The sequence below is a fragment of the Serratia sp. K1WW1 genome (assembly GCF_055790865.1).
This window is the reverse complement of record NZ_CM147697.1, coordinates 1,578,984-1,601,658: the sequence shown is the minus strand read 5'-3', so window position 1 is coordinate 1,601,658 and position 22,675 is coordinate 1,578,984. Positions and strand designations below refer to the sequence as shown.

12 protein-coding genes are annotated in these 22,675 nt (G+C 56.7%); 9 read left to right on the top strand and 3 right to left on the bottom strand.

The features are described 5' to 3' along the window. Positions 1-8 precede the first annotated feature (8 nt). Entirely contained in the window at positions 9-1,568 is a 1,560-nt protein-coding gene (gene ppx, locus ACX9GU_RS07285; RefSeq protein WP_473194321.1) for an exopolyphosphatase, read from the top strand. A gap of 719 nt (positions 1,569-2,287) precedes the next feature. Here ppx and ACX9GU_RS07280 read toward each other — a convergent pair. Next, the gene (locus ACX9GU_RS07280) at positions 2,288-4,531 is read right to left on the bottom strand and encodes a sensor domain-containing phosphodiesterase (protein WP_473194320.1); all 2,244 of its coding nucleotides are present in this window, start codon (positions 4,529-4,531) and stop codon (positions 2,288-2,290) included. A gap of 527 nt (positions 4,532-5,058) precedes the next feature. Here ACX9GU_RS07280 and ACX9GU_RS07275 point away from each other — a divergent pair. The 3 genes from ACX9GU_RS07275 (at position 5,059) to ACX9GU_RS07265 (ending at position 10,345) form a co-directional block, all read left to right on the top strand. Continuing rightward, positions 5,059-5,226 (top strand): YfgG family protein, encoded by a 168-nt coding sequence (locus tag ACX9GU_RS07275; RefSeq protein ID WP_065686557.1) that lies wholly within the window; start codon positions 5,059-5,061, stop codon positions 5,224-5,226. A gap of 165 nt (positions 5,227-5,391) precedes the next feature. After that, on the top strand, positions 5,392-6,825 hold the full coding sequence (gene mgtE, locus ACX9GU_RS07270) for a magnesium transporter (protein ID WP_473194319.1): 1,434 nt from the start codon (positions 5,392-5,394) through the stop codon (positions 6,823-6,825). Positions 6,826-7,003: 178 nt separating this feature from the next. Then, positions 7,004-10,345 (top strand): diguanylate cyclase, encoded by a 3,342-nt coding sequence (locus ACX9GU_RS07265; RefSeq protein ID WP_473194318.1) that lies wholly within the window; start codon positions 7,004-7,006, stop codon positions 10,343-10,345. On the opposite strand, the gene alkA is transcribed toward ACX9GU_RS07265, so the two are convergent. Then, complete coding sequence (gene alkA / locus ACX9GU_RS07260; protein ID WP_473194317.1) at positions 10,313-11,821, bottom strand: DNA-3-methyladenine glycosylase 2; 1,509 nt, start codon at positions 11,819-11,821, stop codon at positions 10,313-10,315. The genes ACX9GU_RS07265 and alkA overlap by 33 nt on opposite strands. A gap of 185 nt (positions 11,822-12,006) precedes the next feature. Here alkA and yegD point away from each other — a divergent pair, with 185 nt between their 5' ends. Beyond that, entirely contained in the window at positions 12,007-13,359 is a 1,353-nt protein-coding gene (gene yegD, locus ACX9GU_RS07255; protein WP_473194316.1) for a molecular chaperone, read from the top strand. Between the two features lie 40 nt (positions 13,360-13,399). Then, positions 13,400-13,945 (top strand): GNAT family N-acetyltransferase, encoded by a 546-nt coding sequence (locus tag ACX9GU_RS07250; RefSeq protein ID WP_473194315.1) that lies wholly within the window; start codon positions 13,400-13,402, stop codon positions 13,943-13,945. A gap of 42 nt (positions 13,946-13,987) precedes the next feature. On the opposite strand, the gene ACX9GU_RS07245 is transcribed toward ACX9GU_RS07250, so the two are convergent. Beyond that, positions 13,988-14,941 (bottom strand): aldo/keto reductase, encoded by a 954-nt coding sequence (locus ACX9GU_RS07245; RefSeq protein WP_473194314.1) that lies wholly within the window; start codon positions 14,939-14,941, stop codon positions 13,988-13,990. A 272-nt stretch (positions 14,942-15,213) separates the two neighbouring features. On the opposite strand from ACX9GU_RS07245, the gene ACX9GU_RS07240 reads away from it, so the two are divergent. From ACX9GU_RS07240 to mdtC, 3 genes are read left to right on the top strand one after another with little or no spacing between them, the layout of a single operon-like run. Further along, positions 15,214-16,476: an MdtA/MuxA family multidrug efflux RND transporter periplasmic adaptor subunit gene (locus ACX9GU_RS07240; protein WP_473194313.1), complete on the top strand. Its 1,263-nt coding sequence runs from the start codon at positions 15,214-15,216 to the stop codon at positions 16,474-16,476. Beyond that, positions 16,476-19,595, top strand: coding sequence for an MdtB/MuxB family multidrug efflux RND transporter permease subunit (locus ACX9GU_RS07235; RefSeq protein ID WP_473194312.1), 3,120 nt, complete (start codon positions 16,476-16,478; stop codon positions 19,593-19,595). The genes ACX9GU_RS07240 and ACX9GU_RS07235 overlap by 1 nt, the downstream gene beginning before the upstream one ends. Continuing rightward, entirely contained in the window at positions 19,592-22,672 is a 3,081-nt protein-coding gene (gene mdtC, locus ACX9GU_RS07230; RefSeq protein ID WP_473194311.1) for a multidrug efflux RND transporter permease subunit MdtC, read from the top strand. Before ACX9GU_RS07235 ends, mdtC begins: the two co-directional genes overlap by 4 nt. The last annotated feature ends 3 nt before the right edge of the window (positions 22,673-22,675 follow it).

The following is a 22,675-nucleotide window of genomic DNA, read 5'->3' as shown; positions in this document are numbered from 1 at the left end:
CAGCAACTATGCCGCTAAAAAGCACTGCAACCAATAATAAGCCACAGGAAATCGCTGCCATCGATCTTGGCTCGAACAGTTTCCATATGGTGATCGCCCGCGTCGTTAACGGCGCCTTACAGGTGTTAGGCCGCTTAAAACAGCGGGTACACCTTGCCGATGGATTGGATAGCAACAACGTGCTCAGTGAAGAAGCCATGGAGCGGGGCCTGGCCTGCCTGGCGCTGTTTGCCGAGCGATTACAGGGTTTCCCGGCGGATAACGTCACTATAGTGGGTACTCACACCCTGCGTCAGGCGGTGAATGCCGAGGTGTTCCTCAAGCGGGCGGAAGAAGTGATCCCTTATCCGATCGAAATCATCGCCGGGCAGGAAGAGGCCCGTCTGATTTTTATGGGGGTCGAACATACTCAGCCGGAAAAAGGCCGCAAGCTGGTGATCGACATCGGCGGTGGCTCTACCGAACTGGTGATCGGGGAGGATTTCGAGCCTCTACTGGCAGAAAGCCGCCGCATGGGGTGCGTGAGCTTTGCCCACCTGTTCTTCCCTGAAGGGGAGATCAGCAAAACCAACTTTAAACGAGCACGCCTGGCCGCCGCCCAAAAATTGGAAACCCTGGCCTGGCAATACCGCATCCAGGGATGGCAATATGCCTTGGGAGCATCTGGCACCATCAAGGCCGCTCACGAAGTTTTGGTGGCCATGGGTGAAAAAGACGGTTTGATTACCCTTGAACGGTTGGAGTTGCTGGTTGAGCAGGTGTTGCAGTTTAAAAACTTCAGCGCCCTGAGCCTGCCGGGCCTGTCGGAAGATCGTCAATCGGTATTTGTGCCGGGGCTGGCGATCCTGTGTGGGGTATTTGATGCGCTGGCAATCCGCGATCTGCGTCTGTCCGACGGTGCCCTGCGCGAAGGCGTGCTGTATGAAATGGAGGGCCGCTTCCGCCACCAGGATATTCGCAGCCGCACGGCCAAAAGTCTGGCCGATCACTATAATATTGACCGCGAGCAGGCCAAGCGCGTGCTCGAAACCACCGAGCTGTTGTACGCCCAGTGGATGGCGCAAAATACCAAGCTGGTGCAGCCACAGTTGGAAGCGCTGTTGAAATGGGCCGCCATGCTGCATGAGGTGGGGCTGAGCATCAACCATAGCGGTATGCACCGCCACTCCGCCTATATTCTGCAAAATACCAACCTGCCAGGCTTCAACCAGGAGCAGCAGTTGCTGCTATCGGCGCTGGTGCGTTTCCAGCGTAAAGCGATCAAGCTTGAAGAGTTACCCCGCTTGAACCTGTTCAAGAAGAAGTACTATCTGCCGCTGATCCAGCTGTTACGCCTGAGCACCCTGCTTAACAATCAGCGTCAAGCCACCACCACGCCGGAAACCCTACGCCTGGTCACGGATGATAATCACTGGACGCTGCGCTTCCCGGCGGGCTATCTGACGCAGAACAACCTGGTACAGCTCGATTTTGAGCGTGAGCAGGAATACTGGAATGACGTGGTTGGCTGGAAACTGGTGATAGAAGAGGAAGGCGAGCAGGACGCAGATGCAAAACCGGCGGCGTAACCCGCATGGTCCCCTCACCCCAACCCTCTCCCACAGGGAGAGGGAGCTGACCGGAGCGCTTGGTTGGCCTGTGCTGCTTCGGTAAATACGGAGTAAGAACAACGGAGATGGAGCATGGCGCAGAAAAATCAGCGTACACGATGAGGGAACTGACCGGAGCGCTTGGTTGGCCTGTGCTGCTTCGGTAAATACTGAGTAAGAAGAACGAGGATGATGTAAGCGTACCCGATGAGGGAGCTGACCGGAGCGCTTGGTTAGTCTGTGCTGCTTCGGTAAATGCGGGGCAAGAAGAACGAGGATGATGTAAGCGTACCCGATGAGGGAGCTGACCGGAGCGCTTGGTTAGTCTGTGCTGCTTCGGTAAATACTGAGTAAGAAGAACGAAGATGGAGTATGGCGCAGAAAAATCAGCGTACCCGATGAGGGAGCTGACCGAAGCGCTTGGTTGGTCTGTACTACTTCGGTAAATACGGAGTAAGAACAACGAAGATGGAGCATGGCGCAGAAAAATCAGCGTACCCGATGAGGGAGCTGACCGGAGCGCTTGGTTGGCCTGTGCTGCTTCGGTAAATACGGAGTAAGAACAACGAAGATGGAGCATGGCGCAGAAAAATCAGCGTACTCGATCGTCTCTCATCCAAGATGAATCACTACAATTTCAACCACGCTCGATCGGTCCCCTCTCCCTGTGGGAGAGGGTTAGGGTGAGGGGCCATCTCTCAGTCAGACTCTTCGTCTTCCGGCTGTGCCTCCATGGGCACCAGAGACGCCAACAATTGAGGTTTGCCGATAAAGTAGCCCTGCATATAATCCACGCCCAGGCTTTTAAGCGCATCGCGCTGCTCGGGCGACTCGACATATTCCGCCACAATCGACAACCTTCTCATCAGCGCCACCTTGCAGATTGACGCAATGATCTGGTAATCCACCTTGCTGGTCAGCATGTCCTGCACAAAACTGCCGTCGATCTTCAAGATATCGACATGCAGCTCCTTCAGGCGATCGTAGGTGGCATAGCCGGTGCCAAAATCATCCAGGGCAATGCGGCAACCTAACTGACGCAGCTCTTTCAGCGAATTTTTGGCATATTTCACATCATGCACCAGATGAGACTCCGTCACCTCCAACACCAGTTGATAAGGCTCAATCTGGTATTGCCGCAGTGCATCGCGCACGTCTTGGCACAGGCTCGGGCGACACAGCGAGGACGGTGACAGATTCACGGCAAAGCGCGCACTAGGCATACCTTCGCGATGGAGCTCCATAAACTGCAAGGTTTGGCGCAGTACCCACATATCTAACTGGTAAGCCAACCCGAATTCATGCACCACCGGTAGGAATTCGTTGGGAGGAATAATGTTACCTTCATCATCCAGCATACGCAGCAGGATCTCATGGTAAGAATCGCCGCGAACCCCGACAATCGGTTGAGCCATCAACATGAAACCGTCGTTATCCAGCGAGCGTTGCACCCAATGTAACAAAGCGACCTTGCGCTTGATTTCATCCTGCACCACATGATGATCGTTCTGCACGTTTTCAGGCCGGCCACTGGTCAGAGACATTTCCGCCAACGAGCTCAATTCCCCCAGTAACAGATGCAGGTGTTCCACTTCCGAATAGACTCCACAGTAGCTAATTCCCAGCGGTGGATGGATTGGCAGACCGTTCCACACCAGACGAAACTTCTCCAGCGTGCTATGGATTTTGGCCACCCGGGCCTCACCGTCAGAACCGTTGAGCCGCAGCACCAGATCGTACCCCGGCAAATGGTAGACATCCTCCCCTTCTTCCAGCACCGTGCGCAGGCTGCCCGCCAGCTTCTGTTTGAAGCGGATGCGCAACTGCATGCCATAGTTACGGCTGAGCAAATCCAGCTCGGAAATCCGCAGGAAGCACAGCGTAGAGCGCGGCACCTTGGCCAGATCGCGCTTCAATGCGCGCAGGTTGGGTAAGCCGATGACCGGATCTTTCAGCGAGGCGTTTTGCGCCTTGGCATGGTCCATCCGCTGGCGAGTATGCACCGCAGAGGTCAGCAAAATACTGAGGGTGAACGCCAGCATCATTGACGAGATCATGGTCAGGTTATGCAGCAGGCTGTCCCACTGCACATAGCCCGGATAGTTAAAGAACAGCACCAGCAGGGTCGCCGCCCAGATAATACAGTTGAACAGATAACCAAAACGCATGGCGCTATACAGCATCACCGGCAATAACAGCGTCAGGCTGTAATCGGGCACCTGCATCGCGTTGGTATCTGCCGTGTGGTAGGCAAGCACCACCACCAGAGCGATCAACACCGCCAGCCACAGTTGCAGCTCACTCTTTTTGACCGACGGCGCCATCTCTCGGCGGACCCTTCCCAACAGTACACGGGCAAATTTGGGGTTTTTAACGATCCGCAAGACGAAATAGAACAGCTGCATGGATGACAGGCAGCCAATCAGAATGGCCTGAAAATTGATCAGTGCGTGTAGATGATTACCGCTACCGGAAAGCATGCCGAGTTCATCCGGCAGCAAATCGAGGCCGATAACCAGCTGTAAACCAAAAATAAACAGCACTGGCGGCATCAGCACCAGCCAGATCAGCCGGTGTTTACCCAGCTTTAACTCGGTAAGCCCCACACACCAGTGGCGCTGCGACTGGCAGCGATAGCCCCACCAGCAAATGCTCAGACATCCCACATACAGCAACGTCATGATCACATCGACTTCGCTGCCGGAACGGTTGGAGTAGCGGATAAGGATAGCCAAAGCGATGCCAGGCATGGCACGCCAGTCATAAACCATCAGCAAAGAAAAGCAGACCACTAGCGGTAGATAAACCAGATACACTTTGCCATCAGGCAGCATCAGGCGTGGCGATAGCCAGCCTGCAAGCGGCACCAGCAGGAGGCTCAGCACTATAGGCTGCCCCCACCAACGGTCACGTAAATTATTCCAGAACTTTAAAATACCCATCAAGACACAGTATCCGCTAAGGCGTGATTCACTTCGTCGCTTAAGCGTTTTAAATCGCAGAGAAAGCAGGATCCGATCCCACCACAGAACCATTCGGGGAGCAAGCTGAGACATGCGGTTCCAGCATCAAGAATGGCTGTGAATTCTATTCTCTGCGATAGCTTAAGATTTGACCACGATCAATTAATAGAGAAAAGGCTAATAAAAATTCATATGACACGTCATAGGCCGATAATAACCTATTAATACACAACAAAAAATCAGATAAAATCTATATCCCGTGCATTTCGAGTAACCGCTTAAAAAGTGGTGGACATAAACCTCTGCTAAATTGCTCGATCATACGCACGGAAATAAATGGACATCTTTTGTCATCAGAGCCTAGAATTCCATTTACAATTTAAATCAATGTTAACCATGGCAGGTATGTGTCAAACAACAGTAATCGCCACCATCATTTTCCAGCGGCAGCCTCAACAGGGTGATTGAACAATGCCAATGGGAAAAACCGACGGGCTCAATGAACCATGAGAAAAACCACCACCGGGCGCATGACCAAAGTCGTGCTGCTGATCAGTTTCATCATTCTAGTCGGTCGCCTGCTGTATGCCGCCATTGCCGCTATTCCCCATCATCAGGAAAAAAGATCGCTGCCTGAACCGCAGACCCAGGAAGCCCGCGTGGATAATCGGTGATTATCCTGCCCGACCAAGCGACCATCACCCTGAGTCACTGGCACGCCAACGCTGCTGACCCTGCACCATCAGATTGATAAAAATCACGCCAACCGCCGCTATGCTCTATCTTTTAAAGATAGTCTAAAAGGAACCCGGTGTGCCAAGTCAGCGTTAAGGAATTCCATGTCCGCCGCAACACATAATGTCAAAAAAGTCGCTGAGTATCGTCAGCGCATTCTAAGCCTGCTGTTAAATAATACCCCTTTGGTTGACGGTATTCTTGGCCGCTCAGGGGATGAAAAACAACTCAGCGAAGGCGAACTGCTTAATCATACCGCCGAAATCACCCACTTGCTGCAAGATATGCACGCCGCTGACCTGGCGGACCTGCTAGAAGCGTTGCCACAAGATGAACGCCTGGCGCTGTGGCGGCTGGTGGATAACAACGAGCGCGGCCAAACCCTGGTAGAAGTTGCCGAACCCGTCTGGGATAGCCTGATCGAAGAGATGAGCGATAAAGACCTGCTCAAGGCGATCAAAACCCTGGATGTCGATGAACAGGCCTATCTGGCGCAATACCTGCCGCGTAACCTGATGGGCCGCCTGCTAACCTCACTGGAGCCAGAGCAGCGTGAGCAGGTGCGCGAGATGGTCCAATACGGTAAGGATACCGTCGGCTGGATGATGGACTTCGAACTGGTCTCGGTACGCCCGGATGTCTCTTTGGGTGCCGTACACCGCTTCCTGCGTCAACGCAAAACCATTCCGGACGCCACCGATAAGCTGTTCGTCACCGATCGCAAAAATACCCTGTTAGGCGAACTGCCGCTGACCGCGATCCTGCTTAACGATCCGCAAACCCCGGTGTTTAAGGTGATGGATAGCGATCCCACTACCTTCCAGCCGGAAGACAAAGCCGAAGCGGCGGCCAGCGCGTTCGAACGTTATGACCTGATCAGCGCCCCGGTGATCGATGCCAAAGGCAAGCTGATGGGGCGGTTAACCATCGAAGAGATCGTTGACGTGGTTAACGAAGAAAGCGACACCACTCTGCGTCGTATGGGGGGGTTAAGCCCGGAAGAAGACGTGTTTGCCCCGGTCAGCAAGGCAGTGAAAACCCGCTGGGCCTGGCTGGCAATCAACCTCTGTACCGCCTTTATCGCCTCCAGGGTCATTGGCCTGTTTGAACACACCATTTCACAATTGGTGGCGCTGGCCGCCTTGATGCCCATTGTCGCCGGGATCGGCGGCAATACCGGCAATCAGACCATTACCATGATCGTGCGCGCGCTGGCGCTGCATCAGATCGAAGAGGGCAATATTTCGCGCCTGTTGTTCAGAGAGCTGGGCGTAGCCATCATCAACGGGATAGTCTGGGGTGGCATCATGGGGCTGGTCACCTATCTGCTGTATGGCGACCTGGCGATGGGGGGCGTGATGACGCTGGCCATGATGCTCAACCTGCTGGTAGCCGCGCTAATGGGGGTGATCATACCGATGACCATGCTCAAAGTGGGCCGCGATCCTGCCGTGGGCTCCAGCGTACTGATCACCGCCCTCACCGATACCGGCGGCTTCTTTATCTTTCTGGGGCTGGCGACCATGTTCCTGCTTTAGTCTGCGTCACGATAGCTAGGCGCTGATTCCCCTTGCGGAGGGGCCGAATCGCGCAACGGTGTGTCTTGGTAGAGGTTGAGTATATACTTGGATAGGTATTCCTCGCACGCAGGACTCCCTCTGGTGAGTAAAATGGCGGCAGGATTTCGTGGTCGATAGCACATAGTGAAGGTTACCGATGGATCTCAGCGCAACGCAGCACCCACTCAAAGCTAAAGGTGTCTTGTTCACCCACTCGTTGCTGAGCGCACTGATTGTGTTTCTGCTGGCCTACCTGTGCCTGTCGCTGTCAGCAGAATCCAGCCACTTTACCCCGCTGTGGTTCCCGACTGCCGCCGTTATTATGCTGATGTTCCACCAGCCAGCGCGTACTTGGCCATTGCACTTGATCCTCTGCGGGATCAGCATGTGTATTGCCAGTTTCCTGCTGTTTGGCCTCAGTTGGTTCCCGGTCAAACTCACGCTAATTAACCTGCTGGAAGCCACCGTCTGTACCCTGCTGTTACGGCGAGTACTGAAGCCAGACGATCCGTTAAACGGCTTGGCAAGCTGGTTGAAGTTTGTATTCTGCGCAGTGATCTTTACGCCCATGTTCAGCGCACTACTGGCGGCCACATTCGCACCCGCACCTGGGGAAACCTTTTGGCGGCCCTTTGGCACCTGGTTTATTTCCGAGGCGATCGGCGTACTGGCTCTGGCGCCGATCGGGCTGGTTTATCGCCGCTCAATGTTGAGAACGCTGAACCTGTTCGAACTGCTGTTGGTATTGCTGGGAACACTGACCTTCAGCTATCTGGCACTGCTCAACCTGCCCTTCCCGTTTACCTTTATCATCCTGCCGTTGTTGTGGGCAGCGATCAGCCTGCCGCGGCTCGAAGCCTTTATCATCTGTTTTACCACGACCCTGATGATTACGGTGATGATCTCGCTCGGGCTGCTGCATTTTCAGGATAGGGGGACGTTTTTAAGCGATGTGACGATCTACCTGCCACTGATGTTGATCCTGATCCCGGCCCACGCCATGGCGATGGTTATGCATGCTTTTCGGGTGGAAAAAGAGCATATCGTGGAAAGCGAAGCGCGTTTTCGTAATGCGTTGGAGTATTCGGCCATCGGTATGGCGCTGGTGTCACCAGAAGGGAAATGGTTACAGGTCAATCAGGCGCTGTGCAAACTGCTGCGCTATACCCCAGAAACCCTGCGCCGCCTGACGTTTCAAGAAATCACCCATCCCGATGATTTGAATGCCGATCTGACACAGTTACAAGACCTGCTTGATGGCCACATCAGCAGCTACACCATGGAAAAGCGCTATATCCGCAGCGACGGTGAGAACGTCTGGACGCTGCTGGCGGTATCGCTGGTGCGCGACCCCCAGGGCCAGCCGCTGTACTTTATTTCCCAAGTAGAAGATATCAACGAGCTAAAACGTACCGAAGCGGAGAACCGCAGCCTGGTAGAACGCATTACGCTAGCCAATCAGGCCGGCGGGATCGGCGTGTGGGAATGGATGTTGAACGGAGATAAGCTCACCTGGGACAAACGAATGTTCGAGCTGTACGAACTGACGCCGGATCAAACCCCCACCCTGGCGCTGTGGAATGCTTTACTGCTGGAGGAGGATCGCGAACGTATCGGGCGGCAAGTGGCTACGCTCAGCGATCGGCACCGGCCGTTTGTGATGGAGTTCCGCATCAAGACCCGGCTGGGGGGAATTCGTCATATTCGCGGCCAAGGCAATACCATCTTCGATGAGCACGGCGAGCCGAAGCGGATGATCGGTACCAATATCGACATGACGGAAATCAAATCGCTGGCCGAGGCGCTGCACGAAGAGAAGGAACGTTTGCACATCACGCTGGACGCCATCGGCGAAGGGGTGATCTCCACCGACCGCGAAATGCGCATCACCTTTATGAATCCGATAGCCGAACAGATGTGCGGTTGGCCGCTGGAGATGGCGCTCGGCATGCCGATCAACGGTGTGGTGCGGATGACCAACGGCAAAGATGGCCCAGAGATAGAAAATCCGGTGCAAAACTGCCTGCAAGAGGGCCCCCCCCTGCCAGCAGAATACGCTCTGGTACTGCATAGCCGCGATGGCCGCCGCTTCGACGTACAGGAATCGGTATCACCATTGAAAACCATCGAGGGCGAGGTGATGGGAGCGGTGATGGTATTGCAGGACGTCAGCGCCTCGCGGGAGCTGATGAAAAAACTCAGCTACAACGCCTCACACGATGCGCTGACCAACCTGAACAACCGAACCAGTTTTGAAAAGCGGCTGAAGGGCGCCATTGCCAGCGCGGCCGAACACCAGCAACAGCACTCGCTGGTGTTCCTCGATCTCGACAGGTTCAAGGCGGTTAACGATAGCGCCGGACACGCGGCAGGCGATGCCTTGCTCAGGGAGATTGGCCAGTTGATGCAACGCCAGCTGCGTAACAGCGACTGCCTGGCACGGCTCGGTGGCGACGAATTCGGCCTGATCCTGTTCGACTGTTCGTTGGAACAGGCCAAGCTGCTGATGCAACAGATGATCGGGCAGATTGGCGAACACCCATTCTGCTGGGCGGGCAAGATTTATCATGTCGGTGCCAGTGCCGGTATTACGCAAATCGGCGCCACCGGCGGCAAGAGCAGCGAGCTATTGGCACAGGCCGATATCGCCTGCTATACCGCCAAGCACCATGGCCGCGGCCAGGTTTATATCTATGAAGCCCGGCAAAAACAGCAGATGGAGCGACAGCATGAGCTGCTAACGCGCCAGGAAGTGCTGAATATTATCGATAATCAGCAATTGCTGTTACGCGTCAGGGCAGCCTCCCCGCCTAAAACGCCGCTGGCGGTCTGTTTCTATCAGTTAAAGCTGCACGTTAGTCCATCCGATGATCGCATGCTGGCTTCTGAGTCCTTCCTCGCCGCCGCCCAGCTCTACGGCCTGTTGCCGGATGTCGATCGCTGGTTGGTAAGCCAGGTACTGGAAAGACACGCCGAGGCTCTGCGCCATAAAGGGCTGGCTATTACGCTGCCATTGGCCACAGACAGTGTGCTTGATCTGGATTTTCAAAACTATTTGCAGGAGTTACTGGCGGCTTCCGTACTGCCAGCCAGCGCGCTGTATCTGATGGTGGATGAGACTATCGTGCTCGATCACCCAGAGGACGGCGGTACCTTTATCCGCCGTTTGCAGCAGATGGGTTGCAAGCTGATCGTCAATGGTTTTGGCCGCAACCTGAACGCCTTCGAGCAGTTAAACGGCCAGACGATCGATTACATCCGCATCGACGAGCGTTTTATCACCGACGTCCACTGCAACCAAATGGATGAGCTGATGGTGTCAATGATCCATGGTGCAGCGCATCGAGTTAATGCCCAAACCTTGGCCGGCCCCGCACATCAACAGGTTACGCTCAGTGCGCTGACCGCCATCGGGGTCGATCTGGTAGACGGTGACGCCGTTGCGCTGGAGGTACCGCTGGGCGATTTACTCAGTGGCGGCTATTTCGGTATCCACTGAAGGTACCCAGCGCTCGTTATGCCACAGATGCAAGGTGGCATAGGAACGCCAAGGCCGCCAGCGTTCGGCATAGCGCTCAATCTGGCGCGGCGTCATGCCGGGGAAACGCTGTTTGATCAGATAGTCCCCTGCCAGAAAAACGTCCGGCCATGACCAGGCCCGCATCGCGATATAGCTGGCGGTCCAACTGCCTATCCCCGGTAATGCAGTTAACTCCTTGATACCCAGTTCGATATCCAGCACGTTATCCAGCTGCAAACGCCCTTCTGTCACCCTGCGTGCAATTTCTATCAGCGCCGCCGCGCGCTTCAGCTGTACGCCCAATGGACGCAGATCTTCCGGTTGCAGCTGGGCGATCCGCGCCGCCTGCGGAAAAACATGAGTGATATCGCCATACGGCTGCTCCAGCGCCGTTCCCCAGAGTTCGGCCATCCGCCCGGCAAAGGTAGCCGCCATCTTGACGCTGACCAACTGCCCCAACACCGCACGCGTAGCCTGCTCAAAGCTGCTGACGCAGCCTGGCAAACGCAAGCCGGGCGCATCCGCCGCTAGCTCGCCTAAAGCCTCGCAAATGCGGTCCGGTGCGGCATCCAGATCGAACAGTTGGCGAATGCGCCGCAGAACTTCGGTCGTCACTCGGCTGAGCGATGGGGCTATTTCCACCCGCACCCGGTTTCGCGCCTCTTCCGGCTGGACGCTCACCCAACCGCAATATTCTACGCCGCCCTGATCCACCGCGATCGAACGGCAGTATTGTTGACCGACAACGCTTTCCACGCCGCTGACCGCACGAGTCTGTAAGAACCCCAGCATACGCGGCCAATCGTAAGGTGGCCGATACCCCAGATGAAACACCAGTCCGCTGGTGGCGGCACGCTCACTTCGGCCAGCAGTGCTGCGCAATACCGAAGGGATCAGGCGATAACGGGCCTTAAACAGCTCATTGAAACGCCGCAGGCTGCCAAACCCGGCGGCAAACGCTACCTCGCTCAGGGGCAAATCGGTATCCGCCAGCAGCCGTTTGGCCTGCAACAGACGGTGCGACTGGGCGTAATCAATGGGAGAAGCGCCGAACTGCTCGGCAAAAATGCGCCGCAGATGGCGATCGGAAATCCCCAGGCGGGTAGCAAGCTGTTCACAGCTGTGCTCGGAAAGATAGCCCTGCTCGATCAGTTGAACCGCAACCTGAGCATAGCGATTGCCAAGATCGATCAGCGCCAGCCCTGGAGCCAATTCAGGGCGGCATTTCAGGCAGGGGCGAAAACCGGCCAGTTCGGCGGCGGCGGCGCTGGGGTAAAACGTACAATTTTCGATTTTCGGCGTGCGGGCGCTACATACCGGCCTGCAATAGATACCGGTGGAGGAGACACCGACAAAAAATCGCCCGTCAAACTTACGGTCACGCGCACTCAGCGCGCTATACAGCGCCTGTTGTTGATTCTTCATGGCATCGCTCGGAGTCAGTTTTTTGTTCATTATGGCGCTCGGACCTGTGGCTGACGTGCGGGAATCGGACATTAACCTGTTTGATATCGCTGCCATCAAGTTAACCATGCCGCCGCGATTGCCGCTAAATTTTTCGCCAGTTAGCCGCCCACTCGTTGCTCGGCAGACCAGTCTCGGGTAAAGTCGCCCCCCTTCATCGGCATGGGGAACGAAAAATGTTTATTGGCTTCGATTATGGCACTGCCAACTGTTCTGTCGCCGTTATGCGCGATCAGGGTCCTGAATTACTGACGTTGGAAAACAACGAACCGTATCTCCCTTCGATGCTGTGCGCGCCGACGCGTGAAGCGGTGAGTGAGTGCCTGCATCGCCACTGGCAGGTGCCAACCGGCAGCGAGGAAAACCAGCAGTTGCTGCGCCGCGCCATCACCTTCAACCGCGAAGAAGATATTCCGGTCAACGGCGACAGCGTGCTGTTCGGCCTACAAGCGCTGGCGCACTACATCGAAGATCCGGAAGAAGTGTATTTTGTCCGCTCGCCGAAATCCTTCCTCGGGGCTAACGGCCTTAAGCCACAGCAGATTGCGCTATTTGAAGATCTGGTGTGCGCCATGATGTTCCACATCAAGCGCCAGGCGGAAGGCGTGTTACAAACTGGCATCGATCAGGCCGTCATTGGCCGCCCGATCAACTTCCAGGGCACCGGCGGTGAAGAGGCTAACCAGCAAGCCCAGGGGATTTTGCACCGCGCCGCACAACGGGCCGGTTTCAAAGAGATCGAGTTCCAGTTCGAACCGGTTGCTGCCGGTCTGGACTTTGAAGCGACGCTAAGCGAAGAGAAAACCGTGCTGGTAGTCGATATCGGCGGCGGCACCACCGACTGCTCGGTGCTGCTGATGGGGCCACAATGGCGCGATCGTGCCGATCGCCAACAGAGCCTGTTGGGGCACAGCGGTTGCCGCGTGGGCGGTAACGATCTGGATATCATGCTGGCGTTCAAACAGCTGATGCCGCTGTTCGGTATGGGCGGGGAAACCGAGAAAGGCATTGCCATGCCTGCATTGCCTTACTGGAACGCGGTTGCAACTAACGATGTCCCGGCCCAAATCGATTTCTACAGCACGGCCAATGGCCGTATGCTGCGCGATCTGATCCGCGACGCTGCCGAACCCGAGAAGGTGAAACGTCTGTTGAAAGTACATCAGCAGCGCCTGAGCTATCGGCTGGTACGTGCGGCGGAAGAGAGTAAAATCGCACTATCGGGTCAGGCAAGCATCAGCGCTCAACTGGATTTTGTGCAGCCGGAGCTGGCAGAGACGATCAGCCAGGAGCAGTTGGCCGATGCCATTGCCCAACCTCTGCTACGTATCCAGGAACAGGTTAGCGCCGCCCTGGCTACCAGCCAAAGTAAGCCGCAGGTCATTTACCTGACCGGTGGTAGCGCGCGCTCACCACTGCTGAGAACTGCATTGCAACAACAGTTGCCAGGGATCCCGATCGTCGGTGGCAACGATTTTGGCTCGGTTACCGCCGGGTTGGCACGCTGGGCGCAGACGCTGTTTCGTTGATTAACGCAGGGGCGGCTAACGCCCCTGACAATGGAGCATTATGGCTATCATCACTGGTGAAACACCTAGATTGCAGCTGCGCGGTTGGCAAGATAGCGATCTGCCCGCCTTTGCCGCGCTCAATAGCGACCCTGAGGTGATGAAATACTTCCCGGCAGCGCTAAGCCGCGCTGAAAGCGATGCCCAGGCCAATCGCATCCGCCAATTTATGCAACAGCACGGTTGGGGGCTGTGGGCCGTCGAGGTGAAGCATCAGGCTGCCTTTATCGGCTTTGTCGGGCTAGCCATTCCTGGCGACGATCTGCCCTGCTCGCCCTGCGTGGAAATTGGCTGGCGGTTGGCGAAGGAGCATTGGGGCCAAGGCTATGCCAGCGAAGCGGCACGTTGCGCGCTGGATATCGCTTTCAATAGGCTGCAACTGTCAGAAGTTGTGTCCTTTACCGCTGAAATTAATCTCCCTTCCCGCCGAGTGATGGAGCGCATCGGGATGACCTTCAGCGGTGAAACCTTCGAGCATCCCCGTTTACCGCTGGGCCATCCACTACGCAAGCATGTGTTGTATCGTAAACTGTCGCCAAACAAGTGATGGTGATAATAACTCATTGAATAATAATTGATGTTAGCTGCCTTACCAGGCACTTGCCTCATCCAGCGCCTTGATATCCTCGGCGGCCAATTGCACCCGTGTGGCACTCACCAACTCATCCAACTGGGTTAACGAGGTGGCGCTGACGATTGGTGCGGTGATGCTTGGGCGAGCAATCAGCCAGGCCAACGAGATCTGTGCGGGTGTAGTCTGGTGTTTCTCTGCCAGCAGATCGAGGGCTGCCAGAATGCGGAAACCGCGCGGGTTCAGATAACGCGATACGATGGTATCCCCGCGCTGGCTCTTCCCCACATCCTGTGCGCTGCGATATTTTCCGGTGAGGAAACCACTGGCCAGTGAGAAGAAGTTGATCACCCCCAACCCCTGTTGCTGCGCCACCGCTTCCAGCGCCTGCTCATAACCTTCACGGGCATACAGATTGTATTCCGGCTGCAGGGTTTCATAGCGCGCCAGTCCGTTTTGCTCGCTGACTTTCAGTGCTTCCACCAGCCGGTCTGCCTGATAGTTGGAAGCGCCAATGGCACGCACTTTCCCGGCTTTGATCAGTTCATCAAACGCAGACAGAGTTTCCGCCAGCGGAGTGTCCTGGTCATCATCATGGGACTGATAAAGATCGATATAATCGGTTTGCAGGCGGCGCAACGAATCCTCTACGGCCTGACGAATATAGCGTGGCGACAAGCCTTGTTTGCCCTCGCCCATCGGTTTTCCCACCTTGGTAGCGATGATCACCTGGTCGCGCTTGCCGCTTTTCTTCAGCCAGTTACCAATCACCGTTTCTGATTCACCGCCTTGATTGCCCGGTGCCCAGCTCGAATAAACGTCGGCGGTATCAATAAAATTCAGCTGATTGGCTACCAGCGCATCCAACAGGCTGAAAGAGGTGGCCTCGTCTACCGTCCAGCCAAATACGTTGCCGCCAAAGGTCAGTTGCGGGACCTGAATGCCTGAACGGCCCAACGGTTTCTTGCTCATGATGTGGCTCCTGAGGGAAAAGGAAAAATTCGCCCTAAATTATTAGCGCGAAAACGGCTGGAACGCTAAAACGAATCGGTTATATGTCAGAAAATGTCTAGCTAAGCGTGGTTTGGGTAAAATAGACATTCTCTGCCGACAAACCTGACGTTTCCTCCATATTTCCTTCATTTTTACACCGTGACGGCTCGCTAAACTAGTATCCTGTAAGGAGTATCACTTTTGGCAACTGATTGCCCGCACGACTGTCTCTGGAGAGAATGCCCAACGCCATGAATACAAAACCCAAACGCCGCTCACTGCTCTTGCGCCTGCTAGCCATAGTAATCGTGGTGCTTGCCGCCATTCTGATCTGGCGTCACTTTAGCGCGCCACAGGCTACCGATGCAGCGCCGGGAGCGCAGCAGGCAGGTTCAGGCCCAGCAGGAGCCGCAGGCAGAGCCGGTGGTAGACGAGGGGCTCCCATGTCTCCAGTACAGGCCGCCACCGCTACAGTGCAGAGCGTGCCGCGTTTCCTCTCAGGATTGGGCACCGCCACCGCGGCCAACACCGTGACCGTCACCAGCCGCGTCGATGGCCAATTGATGGCGATACACTTTACCGAAGGCCAACAGGTCAAGGCGGGAGACCTGCTGGTTGAGATCGACCCGCGCCCTTACGAAGTGCAATTAACTCAGGCTCTGGGGCAGTTAGCCAAAGATCAGGCGACGCTGGCCAATGCCAAACGCGACCTCGCCCGTTACCAACAGTTGGCAAAAACCAATCTGGTATCGCGCCAGGAGCTGGATACCCAAGAGTCACTGGTTCGCCAGACCGAAGGGGCTATCAAGGCCGATCAAGGGGCGGTGGACAGCGCCAAACTGCAAATAACCTACAGTAAGATCACCGCACCGATTGATGGCCGCGTGGGCCTTAAACTGGTTGACGTGGGCAATTACATCGCCAGCGGCAGCACTACCGGCATCGTGGTGATCACCCAAACGCATCCGATCGATGTGGTCTTCACCCTGCCGGAAAGCAATATCGCCGATCTGGTCAAAGCACAGAAAGCTGGCCCAGTGAGTGTCGAAGCTTGGGACCGCACCAACCAGCAGTTGTTAACCACCGGTGAGTTATTGAGCCTGGATAACCAGATCGATACCGCGACGGGCACCATCAAACTGAAGGCTCGCTTCGACAATCAGGACGATGCGCTGTTCCCGAATCAGTTCGTCAACGCCCGGCTGAAGGTCGCCACCCTGCAAAATGCGGTGGTGATCCCTACCGCCGCACTGCAAATGGGCAACGAAGGCAACTTCGTCTGGCTGCTGAGCGCAGACAATAAGGTCAGCAAGCATCTGGTTACCGCCGGTATTCAGGATAGCCAGCAGGTGGTCATTAGCGCCGGTGTCAATGCGGGCGACCGCGTCGTCACCGACGGGATCGACCGCCTGACCGAAGGCATGCAGGTTGAAGTGGTGGCCCCTCATAAAACGGCGGCCACCCCGAATGCAGAACAACCGAAGCACCGTGCTAAACCTCAGGGGAATTCCTGATGCAGTCGATGTCCCCCCATAGCGGCGGTGGGCCTTCCCGCCTGTTTATTCTTCGCCCGGTAGCCACCACGCTGTTTATGCTGGCTATCATGCTGGCCGGGATCATTGGCTATCGCTCGCTGCCGGTTTCCGCCCTGCCGGAAGTGGATTATCCAACCATCCAGATCGTCACGCTTTACCCTGGCGCCAGCCCGGATGTGGTCACCTCGGCGATCACTGCGCCGCTGGAGCGCCAGTTCGGTCAGATGTCCGGCCTTAAGCAGATGGCCTCACAGAGCTCCGGTGGCGCCTCGGTGATCACCCTGCAATTCCAGCTTGAACTGCCGCTGGACGTTGCCGAGCAGGAAGTGCAGGCGGCCATCAATGCCGCCACCAACCTGCTGCCCAGCGATCTGCCCTACCCGCCGATTTACAGCAAGGTTAACCCTGCCGATCCACCGATCCTGACGCTGGCCGTCACCTCGACCGCCATGCCGATGACCCAGGTAGAAGACATGGTGGAAACCCGGGTGGCGCAAAAGATTTCGCAGGTTACCGGGGTCGGTCTGGTCACCATTTCCGGCGGCCAGCGCCCGGCCGTACGGGTGAAACTCAATGCTACGGCGGTCGCCGCCTATGGGCTGGATAGCGAAACCATTCGCACCGCCATCAGTAACGCCAACGTCAACTCGGCCAAAGGTAGCCTGGACGGCCCGACGCGCTCGGTCACGCTCTCTGCCAACGATCAGATGAAAACCGCTGAGGATTACCGTCAGCTGATTATTGCCTATCAGAACGGCGCGGCCATCCGCCTGCAAGATATCGCCACCATTGAGCAAGGCGCGGAGAACAACCGCCTGGCGGCATGGGCCAATAAAGAGCAGGCCATTGTGCTGAATATTCAGCGCCAGCCGGGTGCCAACGTGATCACCACCGCCGACAGTATTCGCGAGATGCTGCCAGAACTGATCAAAAGCCTGCCAAAGTCGGTAGATGTGAAGGTGCTGACCGACCGCACCACCACCATCCGGGCCTCGGTCAGCGACGTACAGTTTGAGTTGCTGCTGGCGATCGCCCTGGTCATCATGGTGATCTACGTCTTCCTGCGTAACGTTCCCGCCACCATTATCCCGAGCGTAGCGGTGCCGCTTTCCCTGGTGGGCACCTTTGCCGTCATGTATTTCCTCGACTTCTCCATTAACAACCTGACGCTGATGGCGCTGACCATCGCCACCGGCTTTGTGGTGGATGACGCCATCGTGGTGATCGAGAATATCTCGCGCTATATCGAAAAAGGTGAAAAACCGCTCGACGCTGCGCTGAAAGGGGCCGGTGAGATCGGCTTTACCATTATCTCGCTGACCTTCTCGCTGGTAGCGGTGCTGATCCCACTGCTGTTTATGGGCGATATCGTTGGCCGTCTGTTCCGTGAGTTTGCGGTGACGCTGGCAGTGGCGATCCTGATTTCCGCACTGGTGTCGCTGACGCTGACGCCAATGATGTGCGCCCGAATGCTGAGCCACGAGTCGCTGCGTAAGCAAAACCGTTTCTCTCGCGCTTGCGAGCGTTTCTTTGACCGGGTGATCGCCCAATACGGCGTGTGGCTGAAAGTGGTATTGAACCATCAGTGGCTGACGTTAGGCGTCGTCTTCGGCACCATGGCGCTGACCGTGTTGCTGTATCTGCTGATGCCGAAGGGCTTCTTCCCGGTGCAGGATAACGGCATTATTCAGGGCACGCTGGAAGCGCCACAGAGCGTTTCATTCAGTAACATGGCCGAGCGCCAGCAGCAGGTTGCTGCCGAAATCCTCAAGGATCCGGCGGTAGAAAGCCTGACGTCCTTTGTCGGCGTGGACGGCAGCAACGCCACGCTCAACAGCGGCCGTTTGCAGATCAACCTTAAACCGCTGAGCGAACGTAGCGATCGCATCCCGGCGATCATTACCCGCCTGCAGCAACAGACGGCGCAGTTCCCCGGCTTGAAGCTGTATCTGCAACCGGTGCAGGATCTGACCATCGACACCCAGGTGAGCCGCACGCAGTACCAGTTCACCCTTCAGGCGATGTCACTGGATGAACTCAGCCTGTGGGTGCCGAAGTTGATGGCCGAATTGCAGCAGGCCCCGCAACTGGCCGAAGTGACCAGCAACTGGCAGGATCAGGGGCTGGTGGCCTACGTGAATGTCGACCGAGACTCGGCCTCGCGCCTTGGCATCACCATGAGCGATGTCGACAGCGCGCTGTATAACGCCTTCGGTCAACGCCTGATCTCAACCATTTACACCCAGGCCAACCAATATCGGGTGGTGCTGGAGCATGATGTCTCCAGCACACCAGGGCTTTCCGCGTTAAACGATATCCGCCTGACCAGCAGCAACGGCACCATCGTGCCATTGAGCACCATCGCCAAAATAGAAGAGCGCTTTGGCCCGCTGTCGATCAACCATCTCGATCAGTTCCCGTCGGCCACCGTGTCGTTTAACGTGGCCGGTAATTACTCGCTCGGGGAAGCAGTAGAGGCCATTACTCAGGCTGAAAAAGACCTCAACATGCCCAAAGACATCACCACCCAGTTCCAGGGGGCCACGCTGGCATTTCAGGCTGCCCTTGGCAGCACGCTGTGGCTGATCCTGGCGGCGGTGGTCGCGATGTATATCGTGCTGGGCGTGCTGTATGAGAGCTTTATCCACCCGGTGACCATTCTTTCGACCCTGCCCACCGCCGGTGTCGGGGCCCTGCTGGCGCTGATGCTCTCCGGGCATGAGCTGGATGTGATCGCCATTATCGGCATCATCTTGCTCATCGGCATCGTGAAAAAGAACGCCATCATGATGATCGACTTTGCGCTGGCTGCCGAGCGTGAACAAGGGATGACGCCGTACGACGCCATCTATCAGGCCTGCCTGCTGCGTTTTCGTCCGATCCTGATGACCACGCTGGCCGCGCTGCTGGGGGCATTGCCGCTGATGCTGAGTACCGGCGTCGGGGCAGAACTGCGCCGCCCGCTGGGCGTCTGTATGGTCGGTGGTCTGGTGATGAGCCAGATCCTGACGCTGTTCACCACGCCGGTGATTTACCTGCTGTTTGATAAATTGGCGCGCAATACCCGCCGCCAGCCAGAGCCGCAGGAGCTGCCGTGAAATTCTTTGCCCTGTTTATCTACCGGCCGGTTGCCACAACGCTGTTGACGCTGGCGATCACCATCGCCGGAGTGATTGGCTTTCGGCTGCTGCCGGTATCGCCGCTGCCACAGGTGGATTTCCCCGTCATTCTGGTGAGCGCTTCGTTGCCTGGCGCAGATCCGGAAACCATGGCCTCTTCGGTAGCTACACCGCTGGAACGGGCCTTGGGCCGGATCGCCGGGGTTAATGAAATGACCTCGACGAGTTCACTTGGCAGCACCAGAGTGATCCTGCAGTTCGATCTCGATCGCGATATCAACGGGGCTGCGCGTGACGTACAGGCCGCGATTAACGCCGCCCAAAGTCTGTTACCTACCGGGATGCCAAGCCGACCCACCTATCGCAAGATCAACCCGTCCGACGCGCCAATCATGATCCTGACGCTGACTTCGGATACCTACAACCAAGGGCAGTTGTATGACTTCGCTTCAACACAGTTGGCGCAAAAGATTGCCCAGACGGAAGGCGTAGGCGATGTCTCGGTCGGCGGCAGTTCCCTACCTGCGGTACGCGTGGAGCTTAATCCCGGTGCCTTATTCAATCAGGGGATTTCACTGGATGCGGTCAGGCAAACCATCGCCAACGCCAACGTACGCCGCCCGCAAGGCGCGGTGGATGACCCGCAGCAGCGCTGGCAGATCCAGGCCAACGACGAATTGAAAACCGCGGCGGCCTACCAGCCGTTGGTTATTCACTATAACAACGGCGCGGCGGTACGGTTGAGCGACGTGGCCAACGTCATCGATTCGGTCCAGGACGTACGCAACGCCGGGATGACCAACGCCAAACCGGCCATCATTCTGACCATCAGCCGTTCTCCCGGTGCCAATATCATTCAAACCGTGGATCGTATCCGCGCCGAGTTGCCCGCGTTGCGGGAGAACATCCCCGCCTCGATCGAACTGAGTATTGCCCAGGATCGCTCACCGACGATCCGTGCCTCGCTGGCCGAAGTAGAGCAATCACTGGTGATCGCCATCGGGCTGGTGATCCTGGTGGTATTCATTTTCCTGCGCTCTGGCCGCGCAACGCTGATCCCGGCAGTGGCCGTACCGGTTTCCCTGATCGGTTCCTTCGCCGCCATGTACCTGTGCGGCTTCAGCCTGAATAACCTATCGCTGATGGCGCTCACCATCGCCACCGGTTTTGTGGTGGATGACGCCATCGTAGTGCTGGAAAACATTTCGCGCCACGTCGAGGCCGGGATGAAACCGATCAAGGCCGCCCTGCAAGGGGTGCGAGAGGTCGGTTTCACCGTGCTTTCCATGAGCGTATCGCTGGTGGCGGTGTTTATCCCCTTGCTGTTTATGGCCGGCTTGCCAGGCAGGCTGTTCCGTGAATTTGCCGTGACGCTTTCGGTGTCAATCGGGCTTTCGTTACTGATTTCACTCACGCTGACGCCGATGATGTGCGCCTATCTGTTGCGTTACCAGCCACCGCGCGAACAGCGTCGTATTCGGGGTTTTGGCCGCATGTTGCTGGGTTTGCAGCAGGGCTATGGCCGCTCACTCAACTGGGTATTGGGCCATTCCCGCTGGGTAATGGCAGTGTTCCTGGCCACCATTGCCCTTAACGTCTGGCTGTACATCAGTATTCCAAAAACCTTCTTCCCCGAGCAGGATACCGGCCGCCTGATGGGCTTTATCCAGGCCGACCAGAGCATTTCGTTTCAGGCGATGCGCGGTAAGCTGCAAGAATTTATGAAGATCGTGCGGGAAGACAAGGACGTGGATAACGTCACCGGTTTCACCGGCGGTTCGCGCACCAATAGCGGCTCGATGTTTATCTCCCTCAAACCGCTGTCGGAACGCACCGATGATGCCCAGAAGGTGATCGCTCGCCTGCGTGCCAAACTGGCGAAAGAGCCGGGGGCCAGTCTGTTCCTGATGGCGGTGCAGGATATCCGCGTCGGTGGGCGGCAGGCCAACGCCAGCTATCAATACACGCTGCTGGCCGACGATCTTGGCGCACTGCGCGAATGGGAGCCGAAGATCCGCACCGCGCTGGCAGCCTTGCCAGAGCTGGCGGACGTCAACTCCGATCAGCAGGACAAAGGCTCGGAAATGGATCTGACCTACGATCGCGAAACCATGTCGCGGCTGGGCATTTCGGTCAACGACGCCAACAACCTGCTCAACAACGCTTTCGGACAGCGCCAGATTTCCACGATCTATCAGCCGCTCAACCAATACAAAGTGGTGATGGAGGTAGCTCCGCCCTATACCCAGGACGTGAGCTCGCTGGACAAAATGTTTGTGATCAACAGCAGCGGCCAGCCGATCCCGCTGTCTTACTTTGCCCAATGGCGGCCAGCCAACGCACCGCTGGCGGTGAACCATCAGGGGCTGTCGGCAGCCTCCACCATCTCGTTCAACCTGCCGGACGGTGGCAGCTTGTCCGAGGCGACGGCAGCCATCGAACGGACCATGACGCAGCTGGGAGTTCCCTCCACCGTGCGAGGTTCGTTTGCCGGTACCGCACAGGTGTTCCAGGAAACGCTGAAATCACAGCTGTTCCTGATCGCGGCGGCCATCGCCACGGTGTATATCGTGCTGGGTATTTTGTATGAGAGCTACATCCATCCGCTGACCATTCTTTCTACGCTGCCTTCTGCCGGGGTCGGGGCGCTATTGGCACTGGAACTGTTTGACGCACCGTTTAGCCTGATTGCGCTAATCGGGATTATGCTGTTGATCGGTATCGTTAAAAAGAACGCCATCATGATGGTCGACTTTGCCCTGGATGCGCAACGCAACGGCGGGATCAGCGCCCGTGAGGCCATCTTCCAGGCCTGCTTACTGCGTTTTCGCCCCATCATGATGACGACGTTGGCCGCCTTATTTGGCGCCTTACCACTGGTTCTGACCAGCGGTGACGGAGCGGAGCTGAGGCAGCCGCTGGGGATCACCATCGCCGGGGGGTTGCTGATGAGCCAATTGTTGACGCTGTATACCACGCCGGTGATCTATCTGTACTTTGACCGCTTACAGATGAAGTTCCGTCGCGGTAAAAAACTGACGCCGCTGCCTCACTGATCG

Coding starts and splice junctions, on each gene's coding strand:
- ppx (WP_473194321.1), top strand. CDS start 9: ATGCCGCTAAAAAGCACTGCAACCAATAATAAGCCACAGGAAATCGCT.
- ACX9GU_RS07280 (WP_473194320.1), bottom strand. CDS start 4,531: ATGGGTATTTTAAAGTTCTGGAATAATTTACGTGACCGTTGGTGGGGG.
- ACX9GU_RS07275 (WP_065686557.1), top strand. CDS start 5,059: ATGAGAAAAACCACCACCGGGCGCATGACCAAAGTCGTGCTGCTGATC.
- mgtE (WP_473194319.1), top strand. CDS start 5,392: ATGTCCGCCGCAACACATAATGTCAAAAAAGTCGCTGAGTATCGTCAG.
- ACX9GU_RS07265 (WP_473194318.1), top strand. CDS start 7,004: ATGGATCTCAGCGCAACGCAGCACCCACTCAAAGCTAAAGGTGTCTTG.
- alkA (WP_473194317.1), bottom strand. CDS start 11,821: ATGAACAAAAAACTGACTCCGAGCGATGCCATGAAGAATCAACAACAG.
- yegD (WP_473194316.1), top strand. CDS start 12,007: ATGTTTATTGGCTTCGATTATGGCACTGCCAACTGTTCTGTCGCCGTT.
- ACX9GU_RS07250 (WP_473194315.1), top strand. CDS start 13,400: ATGGCTATCATCACTGGTGAAACACCTAGATTGCAGCTGCGCGGTTGG.
- ACX9GU_RS07245 (WP_473194314.1), bottom strand. CDS start 14,941: ATGAGCAAGAAACCGTTGGGCCGTTCAGGCATTCAGGTCCCGCAACTG.
- ACX9GU_RS07240 (WP_473194313.1), top strand. CDS start 15,214: ATGAATACAAAACCCAAACGCCGCTCACTGCTCTTGCGCCTGCTAGCC.
- ACX9GU_RS07235 (WP_473194312.1), top strand. CDS start 16,476: ATGCAGTCGATGTCCCCCCATAGCGGCGGTGGGCCTTCCCGCCTGTTT.